A 12,851-nucleotide genomic window follows, 5' to 3' on the forward strand; every position below is an offset into this window, starting at 1 on the left:
GTTAAATTGTTAACGGCATCCAGATAGGAAAATCAAAACTCTTTCCATTTAAGGAGGTGCTATACTTTTCTAAAATGTTCACTGATGAACGATATAAAAAATTTAGTCGGCAACGCCGGCCAAACACTGCGGTCGCCGGTGAATTTGATCTCCATAATCTTTTGTTCAAACAATTCGGGTGGTATTAATGCCTTGCCTTTAATACGTGTTTTATAGGTGTACACGGTGTTAACGGTGTAATCAAGTATCTTAGCAATGGCATCAACGCTCGTTATCCCCAAACGTATCAAAGCGAATATGCGTAGTGTCGCCGTCAGCATTTCACCCTCTTTTAGCCATATCTTGTCTTCTGGCTTTAACAGGGAATTAATTGAGGCGACAAAGTCGGGGAAGAGTGTTAGGGTGATTTTGTCTAAGGTGCTGTAAATTAGATCTCTTTCTTTTTGTGTTTGTACATTACCCAGTAAATTTGCAGCATCCTGATACTTCCCTGATTTTATGTTATACTGTGCTTTGTATCTTACTCTATCCAACCTTTCTATGTAGGACGAGCAGGTTTTAAAAAAGAGTCCAGTCAGTTCTTCCTGTATGCGCGATGATTCCCAAAGCTTACCGTTCAGGTCCTCTAATTCTGTGTTCTTTTCTTGAATTATCCGGTTATCCATTTTAATGCGGATCATTTGCTTACGGAACAATACCAACTGAAAAACAAGTACGATGGTTACAAACAGGAGCATAACAAAGCCTATCCAAATCATATCCTTTTCGTGTTACTTTTCTTCTATCAGCCTGCTGGTTATCGGTGGTAGTACCGATAAAAAAAGATATCTTATCATCAGTTTACTTATAAGGATCGCTTGCCCGATATAGCGCCCTTTTTAAGCCACAAAGGAATAAAAAGGGCGCTGGGTTATCCCATTACCAGCCAGGGTTCTGAACCATTGATTTATTCCTGTCCATCTCTGATTGTGGCATAGGCCATAAATACATTTTCTTCGTAAAGACTCTGTTCTCAAATCGTGTCCGGTTGTAGAAATTGGTAGAGCTGAAGTCGTCTCCTGCGAGCACATTCATGCCGTACATTCCTCCGTTATCACCATACATCCGTCTTTCTTCAGGCCTTTGCGTATCTACCTTGTCGGAGAGCAACCGGCGGCGGGTAGTGAAATAACGATCGCCTTCGAAACATAATTCAACCTGACGTTCCCTGATAATATATTCCAGCTGTTTAGCCTTATTCCCTTTTATTTCCGGATATGTATCAAATATGCTGGGGAGGCCGGCACGTTCTCTGATTAAATCCCAGTATTTTTGGATGTCTGGATTGCCCGGGTCATATTCATTAAGAGCTTCAATGTAGTTGAGATATATTTCAGCTAAACGGATATAGGTGTGCTGACGCCAGGCGCCGAATTGGTTCCGGTAAGGATTGCTGTCGGGGTGGGTGAATTTAAGCATCAAATAGCCTGTTGTAGAGTGATCGGTGGAGCCTGATCCGGATACACCCGACGAGTACAATTCAACTCTGCCCCATCCATTCTTGTTCTTATTACTCGAATACACATTCCTGTCATCATTCGAAACCTGGGGCAAGGGCCGGCCGTTGTACACAATACTGGCATAAAAACGGGCTTCCCTGTTGGCGTACATATTCCATTCGCCAACGCGGTTCCCCCACGAATTCCCCGACCTGATTTCGTCCACATGGTCTCTTTTCCAGTTAGGATGTGCAGACTGAGCAAATCCCGTCTCCTGGTATGAGGACGCGGGATCTTCAATCGTCCTTCCGTTGTTCATGAAAAATGCATCAACGACCCGCTGAGTAGGGCCTAAACCGTTCCAACCGCCAGGCCTGGGAGTCATATGCCTTTCCAGCTCGGTTATGTCTCTGTCTTCTCTTGCAGTTCCCCATAAAACCTCACAGTTCCATTTTGCTAAATGGACGTCCCTGACCGATTTATAGGGATTGAAAGTTGCATCTCCGTTTTCATTATTCTTGTAAAGCCTGATTTCCTGTCCCGCCGGAGAGGATGCAGCCGCATCTATTACTGCCTTAGCAGCCGCAGCAGCCTGTCTCCACTTATCCTCACTATAGGTCGTACTGGTCAGTGGAGTGCCGTCCGGATTCTTAAATGAAGCATAATCAGGGTTTCCATTCCATTGAGGGCTCGCCGCCATCAGAAGAACCTGCGATTTAACGGCTTTACAGGCAACCTGATCGGCCTTACCCAGCCATTTGGGGCTTGATTTCCATGTGAATGGAAGATCAGCTGACGCTTCATCCATCATCTGGCAGATATACTCAACACAACGGTCATAAGGAGTTCTGGGGTATTTATTCCAGTCATCATCAAAAGTTGTTTCTTTGTCTATCAAAACAAAAGGACCGTACTGTCTGAGTAAGCGCCAGTAATAGTAGCCTCTCAAAAATTTAACCTCTGCTTTATATTGCTTCTTCAGCGATTCGCTTAGCTGGAAGTTCTTGTCGACATTGTTCTCAAAAACAAAGGAAGCCCTGATTGCCTGATAAAAGCTTGGCCAGGGGTTGTAGTAAACATTAGTAGGGGCCCAGTTGCCAACGTTGATGCTCGCCGTCTGATAACGTTCCCACACAACGTCTAATTCATCTGCCGCCCCGACCCACGGGAACCCACTATAAATGTTGATGTCATCCGGCAACTGAGAGTATACGTTATATAAATACGCTTCGGTTTCTTTCTGGCTTTTCCAGACTATATCCATTGTCTTCTGGTCGTCAGGCATCTTGTCTAAATAATCGGAGCACGAACTTGACGCCAGCAGACAAAAGGCAAGAACTGCGTTGATAATATGTTTGATTTTCATGTTAGTATATTTTAAAAGTCAACTCTTAATCCTACGTTCATTTTTCGCTGGAGGGGATAGGAATCTCCCCGGCCTTTTCCAAGTTCCGGATCCCACATTTTGAATTTGGAGAAGAGGGCCATATTACTCCCATGGAAATAAATGCGCAGGCCTTTCATTGAAAGCGGTTTCACGAAGCGCTTAGGAAAACTATAGCCTACTTCCACATCAGCCAGACGAAGGAAGCTGCCGTCATAGAGCCATTTCGTAGAGTTTCTGAAGTTATTATTAGAGTTGCCGATGCTCAGCCTGGGGTAGAAGGCATCCTGACGAGGATTATCCTCCGTCCATCTGTCGAGGGTTTGCACAAACAGGTTTCCTCTGTCGCCTCCTTCCTGAAACGGAACAAAGCCTTCACCTCCCAGCATATAGGAAACCCGGTCCTGTCCTCTGAAGAACATGCCCACATCAAATCCCTTGAACCCTACCTGGAATCCGAACCCATAAATGAGTTCCGGTATACCGGAGTACCCGATCGGTACTTCGTCATAAGCGTCGATGACGCCATCTCCGTTTACGTCCTGGTACCTGACGTCCCCAGGGCGAACGGTGCCAAATGTTTGGTTCGGACTGTTATCAATTTCTGCCTGGTCTTTAAAATAGCCTAAAGCGATAAGTCCGAACTGCTGGTCCAGTTTCTGTCCCGTCCGGTTTTGATAAGTATATTTCCAATCAGGTTCATCCTGCTCAAGAATTTTGTTTTTTGTAAAAGTTGCATTACCATATAAGCGCGTATTTACTTTACCAAACTGGTGATTTAGTTCGAGGGTACCGTCTATACCTTGATTCCTCATTTTCCCCAGGTTGGCAAATGGAGCCTGATTGATACCTACTATAGCGGGTAGTGAGTTGCGCTGTACCAGTATATCCGACCTCTTTTCATGAAAATAATCCACTTCCAAAGAAGCTGCACCTTTGAAAAATTCGGCCTGAATTCCAATGTTCGACTTCAAACCCTTTTCCCAGGAAAGATTAGCTACTCCATATTGATTTTCACCTGTTCCGTCGTACCAGGTTCCATCCCCAAACCTATAGCCGCCAAGTCCTCCGCCTACGATGGAAAGATATCCATACCTTTGATCCTGATTATTGATACGAGGAAGCGCTTCGGCGCCAACTAGTCCGAGAGAGCCCTTTAGTTTGAGCATGTTAATGATATCAGCTATTTTATGATCCTTCCAGAAGTTCTCGCTGGAAACCAGATAGCCTACGGCTCCGGCAGGGAAAAGGCCGAACCGCTGATTTTTCGGAAAGTTTTCAGATCCATTATATCCCAGATTGAACTCCGCAAAATACCGGTCGAGATAAGAATAAGTAGTTCTGAATGCAATGCCCTGCTTCCGGAAAGGCAGTGATGAAATAGCATTCCCAGCATTACCATCCCTATAATCCCGCTGATAATACATGGCCATAGCCCCAACACGGTGGTCAGCAAAGACCCGGTCGTAGTTGAGCTGGGCTTTCATTTCGATCGCGCGGTTGCTGCCTAAAGATTTGTCATAGCCCAGGTACTCATTGCCGATATAGGTCTGTACTAGTTCCAGATCGCCCGTCTCCGGATCACGCCCGTTGGCCAGGTAATAAGAATCCTTTTTATGCCTTTGAGTTAGGGTTTGGTTGTAGGCGTCGAATGAGAACGCTACATTGGCCGTTAATCCACTAAGGGCGGGCACCAGTTTTCCGATATCCTGGGTCAAACGGGTCTGGCCCAGTAACTGACTGCGGTATTCAGTTGAAAAGCCTGAGCCCATTAAACGTTCCGCCGGGTTTTCGGTGGTATTAGAAGCCGTTCCGGCCCAGACATAGTGGGTGCTTCCATCTTCATTAAGTCCCATTGGATATTGTAACGGTATGTTGATGGGGTTGGCAACATATGCCTTATTAAACAGATCGTTTGTACCAGTACCCGGATAATGTGAATCTATAAGATATCCTCCAAGTTCAATTTCTACTATAGTGGATTTAGTTAGAGAGACATCAACGTTTGTCCGGAAGTTATACCTGTCAAGGTTAATATTTGACTTATATGCACTTTGCGGATTGTCCCGGAAGTTTCCTGACTCCTGGAACGCACTTCCCGCTACAAAATAGCGCGCAACCTGACCCCCTCCGCGTACGTTCAAAGAGACAATACCATTATTAGAATTATCTTTGAAGATCTGGTCGAACCAATTGACGTCAGGGTAAAGATAAGGGTCGGCGCCTTCGGCCGTTTTTTCTATTCTTTCCTGCGAGTAGACCTGCTTTCCGGCAGCCTCATTATATAAGGTCATATAGTCTACCCCGCCGAGCAATTTTGGCATCCGTGTGAGCTTACTGATACCGTACTCGGCTTTCAGCCCAATGTCAGGAGTTTCCGAAGCCCGTCCCTTACGTGTTGTAATCAAAACGACGCCATTGGCAGCTCTCACCCCGTAAACAGCCGTTGCTGATGCATCCTTGAGGATAGACACACTTTCAATTTCCTCGGGATCGAGGTTTTCCATTGCCCGCTCCACTCCGTCCACCAGAATGAGGGGACTTCTGTTAGAGCCAAAGGTGGATATTCCCCGGATCCAGAAATTGGCATTGTCATACCCCGGCTCCCCGGAGCGCTGAACAGCGACAATTCCGGCCATCCGGCCTGCCAGCGAGTTGGTCAGTGACCTTGATGCCGTTTTCAGGTCCGCCACCCTCACTGTAGAAATGGAGCCGATCACGCTGGCCCGGCGTTGAGTACCCATACCAACTATAACCACCTCATCCAGCCCTTTCACATTTTCTTCCATCACAATATCAAGAGATAATGATGCCGGAACAATAGCTGTTACTGGTTTGAACCCGAGGTATGAAAATAGAAGTGTCTGACCTTTCGATGCCTGGATAATATAATACCCGTTGGCGTCCGAGCTGACTCCGGTAGTCGTTCCCTGAACTCTTACCGAAGCGCCGATAATTGGTTGCCCCTTCGAATCAAGGATTTTCCCTTTTACTGGCCGGTCGTCGCGCTGAAGGTTTTCACGGAGTTTATCCCGGCCTTTCGACTTTAATGAGATGTACTTGTCTGACAATGCATAGACAATATCCGTTTGAGCAAAGGCCTCATCGAGCAAATGTTGCACCGCTTCTTTGCGTGGGGTAACCTTTACACGCTGCTGAAGGTTAATGTCTTTCTCACTATAAATAAACAGATAATCGGTCTGCTTTTCAATCTCTGTAATTAACGTCGCCAGGGAAGTACTTCCATTGCTCTGGATGCTAACTTTAGCTGATTGAGAATAAACTGCTGCCGCACATAAATGTGCCGGCAGCAGGAACGAAAAAAAAATGGATAATCTCATAAAATATCCTGCCGTTAGTTTTTTGGCGATAAGGCAAAGGAGCAACGTATTATTTTTCATAATTTTGCTTCATAATTAAAGTGTTTGATATTACGGTTTCAATTGCTAAGTAATTGTAGTAGCTCACTTAAGTCAGGGATATGTTGGCGCATTCCCTGACTTGCTTTAGTTGACGAAAGTCACGAATCCCTTATATTCATCGTTATTAATTGGTTGTTTACTTGGTTATTTTGTTATCCTTCCAGCTGTTTATTATGCTCAGGAGCCTAATAAATTTCAATCTGGTGGTTCGTTAATCTGCGGTATTTAAACGGATATATCTGTTGCACCGCTTTTAAAATGCTCTCGATCTTATCATTCTCTCTGATTTTTCCAGATAATAAGCTTTTTGCCAGTTTGGGCTCTTTTATGACAAAATTAACTCCATACCAGTTGCTCATTTTGTTAACAATCCCACTTAACGGCATATCATCAAACTTGTAAATTCCGCTTTGTAAATATTGGATATCGTTTAACGAGGTCTTTCCTTTAATTAGTTTATTAGCACTCAAAACGCTGCTTTCTCCGGGTTTTAAGGTCATTTCCTCATTTTCGTTATATACTTTAACAGCTCCTTCCTGTAATGAAGTCTTAAACGACTTGTCACGAGAGTAGGCATTTACAACAAAAATGGTCCCAAGCACTTCCACCTTAAATTTACCTGTCGTTACAATAAAAGGTTGCTCTTTATTGCTGGTTACGTCGAAGAGGGCTTCGCCATCCAATTCAACGGAGCGGGTGTTTCCACTAAACTTCACAGGAATCCTTATTTTCGATGCCGGCGCTAACCATACCTTTGTGCCATCGGATAGTAATACTTCTTTTCTTGTGCCTAATGGCGCCTTGTATTCAGTGTACTTAACCTTTGTGTCTGTATTGAAGATATATTTTTTAAAAAGGAAGGACAGTCCCGCTACCATTAACACGACCGCAGCGTATCTGGCGAGCCTGGTACTAAGCCGACGAATTTTTGCGCCCCTGCGCATTTGCTTAAGTCGTAAGAAGCTTTTCTTTGCATACTCTTCATCACCGGTATTCTTCAGCATCTGCGCGAGAGAGTAGTTGTTTTGAATCTCAATGAACTGTTTTCGGAGTTCAGCGTCCTCTTTCATCTTTGCAAAAAGAATGTCCTTCTCGTCATCCGACAGCAATTCTGAAAAGTACCTGTGTAATAAATCTTCCATTGACTTACTGGTTATACGTCACTATGTCGAATGATATCCTAAAAACTACCAAACAGAATGAAAAAAATATTCATTTCGCTATTGCGTCAGGCAGGTGGGGCCGAAAACGCGTCGTTAAACTTCTAAATTATCCTATGATAAAAAGGAGGAGAGGCAAATAGTCTTTTAGTTCCTTACGCATTTTTTGCAATGCGATGGCGATTTGATTTCTCACTGTGTTGGGCGACAGTTCCAAATGAGAAGCTATCTCTTCATATTTCATGCCTTTCAGCTTGCTGAGGATGAAAATTTCCCTGCATTTATCAGGCAAGCGGCTTATTGCGTTATAAATAATAGTCTCAATTTCTTCATCTGACAGAGAGTCGTCAAATGAAGAGATAGCCAGTAATTTGAATTCAAATTCTTTCAGATAAGTACTTCGTATTTCTTCTTTCTTTGCTTCAACGGTCACCCGGTGCCGAAGGTGATCAATACACTTATTTTTGACAAGCCGGAATAGAAAGGCGTTAATATTGTCTATTGATTTTAGCGTATCCTTCCGTTCCCAGATATATAAGAAGCAATCTTGTACTATATTCTCGGCATCCGGCTCTGACAAAATATATTCTCTACAAAATCTTACCAGCTTGGGGTAATAAATCAGATATATTTCATCAAAACTTAGATTTCGCACTTGTTCCTTATCGATCATAACTGCTTTGAAGCGATAAAGGTAATAACTATTTCGAAAATCCCCGGTTCAGCTACCTGCAATTCAAATAATTAACAAGTGTCTTCAGGTAAACGGAATGATCTTTTCGCCAATAAGTTCTATTGAACGCATCAATTGCTCATGTGTAAGCCCGGCGTTATCCATCTGGAAGGTAAAGCGGTCGATGCCGCCAAGGGATTCACTGTGGCGCATAAGCTTTTCTGCCACCTGTTCGGGGCTGCCGACTAGCAAGACTCCTTGTGGCCCGATCAGATGATCAAAGCTCGCGCGGGTAACGGGCGGCCAGCCGCGTTCACGACCCAGTTTGGTCCACAGCTCGGCGTAGCCGGGATAATATTCGCTCACCGCACGCTCACCCGTTTCGGCAACGTATCCGGGGGAATGCAGGCCCACTTTTAATTGTTCAGGACTAAAGCCGGCACGTGCCCCGGCCTCGCGGTAGCGGTCGACCAGCGGCCGGAAACGGGAAGTGTTACCGCCAATAATGGCCACCATCAGGGGTAGTCCCAGCGATCCTGCTCTGGCAAAGGATTCAGGCGTTCCTCCAACGCCCAGCCAAACAGGCATCTTTTCCTGAAGCGGGCGGGGATAGACGGGGAGATTCGGGATCGGAGGCCGGAACCTGCCCGACCACGTAACAAATTCATTATCGCGAATTTGCAGTAGGAGGCCCAATTTCTCACGAAACAAAGCATCGTAATCGTTGAGGTCAAAGCCAAAAAGAGGATAGGCTTCTACCGACGAACCGCGGCCAACCACCATTTCGGCCCGGCCTTTGGAAATCAGGTCGAGCGTTGCAAACTGCTGGAATATCCGGACCGGATCGGCAGCGCTGAGCACTGTAACAGCGCTCGTCAGTCGGATGCGACTTGTGCGCGCTGCAGCCGCAGCCAGGATTACCGCCGTTGCAGAATCTAAAAATTCCTTGCGATGATGCTCGCCGATACCGAACACGTCAAGCCCGGCCTGGTCGGCATGAACAATGCGTTCCAATAGCTGTTCCATGGCATCCACGCTGCTGAGCATGTTCGTTCCATACATTGCCGAAGCAAAACTGTCTATTCCGATTTCCATAATGCAATATGCGCAGCGTCATCTATTTGGAGGTAATGGCTTGGTCATTTTTTGTATTCCCGTCCTTGCAAACAACAAAGTATATTCTGCCTGGAGGAACATGCGAACCATTTTTCATCGGTCTTGTTATAAACCAAAACGCTCATAAAATGGACTCATTGGCAACCAGGCACTTTTACCAACGATATATCGACTGCCTGAATAACAGATCGCTTGGAGACCTCGACCAGTTTGTGAGTCAAACGGTCATCTATAATCAAAATCAAATATCCCTCAAGGATTATCAGGAGATGCTTACCCAAAATTTCAGGGATATACCCGACCTGTATTTTCATGTCGATCTGCTTTTAACACAGGAGAATGAAATTGCATGCCGCCTAAACTTTAGCTGCACGCCTGTAACCGTTTTTATGGGCATACCCGTGCATGGCCAAAAGGTATCCTTTTCGGAGCACGTGTTTTATCGGCTGGCTGGCAACAAGATCAGCGAGGTTTGGTCTTTGATAGATAAGGATGCCATAAGAGATCAGATCAAAGGAGAATTCCTTTTTTAATTACTATAAGCTTTAATAATGTACTAAAAGAAGGGTGACCCCAGGGAGGCCAATATAGGTACACTGTCTGACAAACCCCAGATAAAACCCTGACCAATGCCGCATCATGTCAGCATCTCGTCAGTATCTCCTCAGCATCATGTCAGACTAAAGTCTGACGAGAGTCTGACATGATCCTAACAAGATGCTGACGAGATGCTGATAACATCCGGGTCTGGTCAGGTATTGGTCAGACATTTTATAGGGTCTTTATAAACCTTTACCCCTCTTTTTCTGTTTTATGATAAAGAGTTTTCTGCTTTTTAGTATGATGATTAAACCCTAACAAAAATCAAAATGGGAGAATTAGTACCCGGGGCCATTGGTCTCGTTTCCGGTAAGGTAGGCACCGTGATCGCCTCCAAATGGCGTGATATTCATTACCTGAAAGGGATCCTGAAGGCAAATAAAAAAAAGAAGGGCGATCAGGATAATATCAATTGTATCCGTTTTACAAAGATCCATGATTTTCTTTCCTTCATCCCGGACCTGGTGGAAGACGGCTTCAAACATCAGAATACCGGTCGCGCCTCAGCGTTTAACCTCGCATTAAGCGCTAATATCGGAGCCTTTTTGGGTGATAGCTCAGATCTTGATTATGCATCGATTCGGATTAGCACAGGAAGCCTGATAGGAGCCATAGCACCGGAGGTTACTTTTGAAGTGCCTGATTGTATCACAGTGAGGTGGGCCGATTTGGGGGATACTTATAATCAGGCTCCTTCTGACCGTGCCACTATACTGTTCTACAATAGCGATGGAGGAGGAGCAGTAATTAGTGAGGGTGTGGTTCGCCGCGGTGAACTACAGGCTGAGATACCTCTCCCGCCAGCATTTCATAGTAAACATATGCAAGGATATATTTATTTTACCAACGCAGCGGGTACTAAGAACTCTCAGAGTACTTATCTGGGATGTTTTATAGTGCCAGAAAGTGATACAGACGAACCTAATCCAGACAAATAATATGGCCAGAGTAACTAACTTAATGAATATAGCCGTTTCGGGAAAAGTGGGAAATGTTGTGTTCTGTAACGGCCCGGTACGTGGCAGTTATACTCGCACTTTGCCCAAAAAGAGCGAAGTACGCAGTGAGAAACAGTTGAATACGCAAAACAAGGTGGCCATAGCCAACCGTTTCCTGAACCCGCTCCGACCCCTGATAGAAGAAGTGTGGCAGAAAGACCGGTATACCCGAAAGACTGCATTCGGATCGGCTTTTAGTCATATGATGAAGCATGCTTTCAGAGGCGGATATATGGAGGAAGAGATCATTTATAGTGAAGTGCTGTTTAGCAGAGGCCTGCTGATCAAACCTGAAGGGCTTACTGTCAGTCGGGAAGGAACTCGTGTTGAGGTCGCCTGGGAAGAGAATGCCAGGTCGGGTGTGGATGCATTACCTGAAGATAAGGCTGTACTGGTGATTTACAACGAGATGAAAGAGATGTCTATCAGTATAAACGGTACGGCCGTTAGAGGGGATGGGCGTATGATTGCTGAACTTCCACCGGTTTATGGGCCTGACAAGCTGCATGCCTATCTCTTTTTCGTGAACCGTAACCGGAAGTGGTCTTCCGACAGTGTGTATGTGGCTTGTTAACACTTCCGGCGAAATACCGACGGCAGGAAAAGAGAAGAGGTCTACTTTGATTATTGAGCCGCTCATTTATTGTTGAGCTATTAAAACAATTCATAACTGTTTTGCTTCTTTATATACCTCTCGTGCTTTAAGCCAATAGAACTTTGGTAGCGGAGGGAAGGAGGAGTGTGTGCAGAGCAGGCTCTGTGGAAACCATGGGAAAAGAGAAAATTATATTCAGAAGCCTGCTTGTTGTATTGTTTATGTTACCTGCTGCATTGCTGGCTCAAAACGGACCCAACACAATCCCGCAGAACAGTACTGTGAAGGATACGGCCCGGCAGACCGACTTAATTGACATTGCGAAAGATTTATTTAACATTAAACCGCAAAAGATCAGGGAAGAACGGGATAAGAAGATTTATTTCTCTATCCTTCCTGTGAGTGGCAGCGCACCGGGAGGAAGCGGTCGTGCGTTAATTACCAGCACTACGGCTGGTATTTATTTAGGGCCTCGCAAAACTACTAATCTTTCAAGCGCCACATTTGCTCCATACTGGAACTTTAAAGGTCGGTTCGGTTTGCCCCTACGGAGCAGCATCTGGCTCCCGGATAACACCTGGAACATCCAGGGAGATATCAGGTTTATGGTATACCCTCAGTATACCTGGGGACTAGGCAGCAGTCATGCTTATGAAGACCGGACCCTTGTGGATTATAAATATATTCGTTTTTACCAGAGCGCCCTGAAACGGATCAAGCCTTACCTTTTTGCAGGCATGGGCTATTCCCTGGATTATCACTTTAATATTAAAAGTGACAATCCAGAGGTTGATTTGAAGAGTTTCACCGGGTACGAGTATGGCTTAGAGGGGAATTCTTTTTCTTCCGGGCTTACCTTCAATCTGCTGTATGATACCAGGAACAACTCAATTAATCCGCTGCCGGGCTCTTATGCAAATCTTTCCTATAGGGTGAACCCTTCTTTTCTAGGCAGCAATAACAGTTGGCAGTCGGTATACCTTGATGTAAGAAAATATATTCCTCTGAATCCTGAGAACAGGAATCAACAAAATACGATGGCTTTCTGGTCGTATTACTGGACGGCTTTAACAAACAAGGTTCCGTATCTCGATTTGCCGGGTATTGGATGGGACCCTTATAATCGATCGGGAAGAGGAATAGAACAGAACCGCTATCGCGGGAAAAGCCTTTTATATTTTGAAAGTGAATACAGGAGAGACATCACCAGAAATGGATTATTGGGATTCGTCGTTTTTGCGAATGTGAATACGGTCAGCGGATCAGGAACATTTCTTTCCTCTTGGCATCCCGCCGGTGGAACCGGCCTAAGGATTAAGTTCAATAAGGGGTCGAATACAAATATTGGGATCGATTATGGGCTGAGCAAAGGTTACAGCTCGGTGATGTTTAGTCTTGGAGAAGCATTCTGATGTTCTAATGCCG

The 12,851-nt window shown here is 45.1% G+C and carries 10 protein-coding genes; 4 read left to right on the forward strand and 6 right to left on the reverse strand.

What is annotated here, in order from left to right:
- Window positions 1-59: 59 nt before the first annotated feature.
- The 6 genes from BDE36_RS06895 to BDE36_RS06920 form a co-directional block, all read right to left on the reverse strand.
- Complete coding sequence (locus BDE36_RS06895) at window positions 60-758, reverse strand: DUF6377 domain-containing protein (RefSeq protein ID WP_141814278.1); 699 nt, start codon at window positions 756-758, stop codon at window positions 60-62.
- Between the two features lie 160 nt (window positions 759-918).
- Entirely contained in the window at window positions 919-2,844 is a 1,926-nt protein-coding gene (locus BDE36_RS06900) for a RagB/SusD family nutrient uptake outer membrane protein (protein WP_141814279.1), read from the reverse strand.
- A gap of 11 nt (window positions 2,845-2,855) precedes the next feature.
- Window positions 2,856-6,263, reverse strand: a complete 3,408-nt coding sequence (locus BDE36_RS06905; RefSeq protein WP_141814280.1) for a SusC/RagA family TonB-linked outer membrane protein — start codon at window positions 6,261-6,263, stop codon at window positions 2,856-2,858.
- A 206-nt stretch (window positions 6,264-6,469) separates the two neighbouring features.
- Entirely contained in the window at window positions 6,470-7,426 is a 957-nt protein-coding gene (locus BDE36_RS06910; RefSeq protein ID WP_141814281.1) for a FecR domain-containing protein, read from the reverse strand.
- A gap of 127 nt (window positions 7,427-7,553) precedes the next feature.
- Window positions 7,554-8,117 (reverse strand): RNA polymerase sigma-70 factor, encoded by a 564-nt coding sequence (locus BDE36_RS06915; protein WP_202618155.1) that lies wholly within the window; start codon window positions 8,115-8,117, stop codon window positions 7,554-7,556.
- Between the two features lie 84 nt (window positions 8,118-8,201).
- On the reverse strand, window positions 8,202-9,212 hold the full coding sequence (locus BDE36_RS06920) for an LLM class flavin-dependent oxidoreductase (RefSeq protein ID WP_141814282.1): 1,011 nt from the start codon (window positions 9,210-9,212) through the stop codon (window positions 8,202-8,204).
- Window positions 9,213-9,361: 149 nt separating this feature from the next.
- Here BDE36_RS06920 and BDE36_RS06925 point away from each other — a divergent pair, with 149 nt between their 5' ends.
- The 4 genes from BDE36_RS06925 (at window position 9,362) to BDE36_RS06940 (ending at window position 12,838) form a co-directional block, all read left to right on the forward strand.
- A complete protein-coding gene (locus BDE36_RS06925) occupies window positions 9,362-9,766 on the forward strand; it encodes an ester cyclase (RefSeq protein WP_141814283.1) in 405 nt (134 codons plus the stop codon).
- A gap of 336 nt (window positions 9,767-10,102) precedes the next feature.
- The gene (locus BDE36_RS06930) at window positions 10,103-10,771 is read left to right on the forward strand and encodes a DUF6266 family protein (protein ID WP_141814284.1); all 669 of its coding nucleotides are present in this window, start codon (window positions 10,103-10,105) and stop codon (window positions 10,769-10,771) included.
- Between the two features lies 1 nt (window position 10,772).
- The gene (locus BDE36_RS06935; protein WP_141814285.1) at window positions 10,773-11,405 is read left to right on the forward strand and encodes a DUF6266 family protein; all 633 of its coding nucleotides are present in this window, start codon (window positions 10,773-10,775) and stop codon (window positions 11,403-11,405) included.
- 194 nt (window positions 11,406-11,599) lie between these two features.
- On the forward strand, window positions 11,600-12,838 hold the full coding sequence (locus tag BDE36_RS06940) for a BamA/TamA family outer membrane protein (protein ID WP_235904316.1): 1,239 nt from the start codon (window positions 11,600-11,602) through the stop codon (window positions 12,836-12,838).
- The last annotated feature ends 13 nt before the right edge of the window (window positions 12,839-12,851 follow it).

The organism is Arcticibacter tournemirensis (assembly GCF_006716645.1).
GTDB classification, from domain to species: domain Bacteria; phylum Bacteroidota; class Bacteroidia; order Sphingobacteriales; family Sphingobacteriaceae; genus Arcticibacter; species Arcticibacter tournemirensis.

Excerpts from the sequence above, each read along its gene's own strand:
- BDE36_RS06895 (WP_141814278.1), bottom strand. The coding sequence starts at position 758 with ATGATTTGGATAGGCTTTGTTATGCTCCTGTTTGTAACCATCGTACTT.
- BDE36_RS06900 (WP_141814279.1), bottom strand. The coding sequence starts at position 2,844 with ATGAAAATCAAACATATTATCAACGCAGTTCTTGCCTTTTGTCTGCTG.
- BDE36_RS06905 (WP_141814280.1), bottom strand. The coding sequence starts at position 6,263 with ATGAAAAATAATACGTTGCTCCTTTGCCTTATCGCCAAAAAACTAACG.
- BDE36_RS06910 (WP_141814281.1), bottom strand. The coding sequence starts at position 7,426 with ATGGAAGATTTATTACACAGGTACTTTTCAGAATTGCTGTCGGATGAC.
- BDE36_RS06915 (WP_202618155.1), bottom strand. The coding sequence starts at position 8,117 with ATGATCGATAAGGAACAAGTGCGAAATCTAAGTTTTGATGAAATATAT.
- BDE36_RS06920 (WP_141814282.1), bottom strand. The coding sequence starts at position 9,212 with ATGGAAATCGGAATAGACAGTTTTGCTTCGGCAATGTATGGAACGAAC.
- BDE36_RS06925 (WP_141814283.1), top strand. The coding sequence starts at position 9,362 with ATGGACTCATTGGCAACCAGGCACTTTTACCAACGATATATCGACTGC.
- BDE36_RS06930 (WP_141814284.1), top strand. The coding sequence starts at position 10,103 with ATGGGAGAATTAGTACCCGGGGCCATTGGTCTCGTTTCCGGTAAGGTA.
- BDE36_RS06935 (WP_141814285.1), top strand. The coding sequence starts at position 10,773 with ATGGCCAGAGTAACTAACTTAATGAATATAGCCGTTTCGGGAAAAGTG.
- BDE36_RS06940 (WP_235904316.1), top strand. The coding sequence starts at position 11,600 with ATGGGAAAAGAGAAAATTATATTCAGAAGCCTGCTTGTTGTATTGTTT.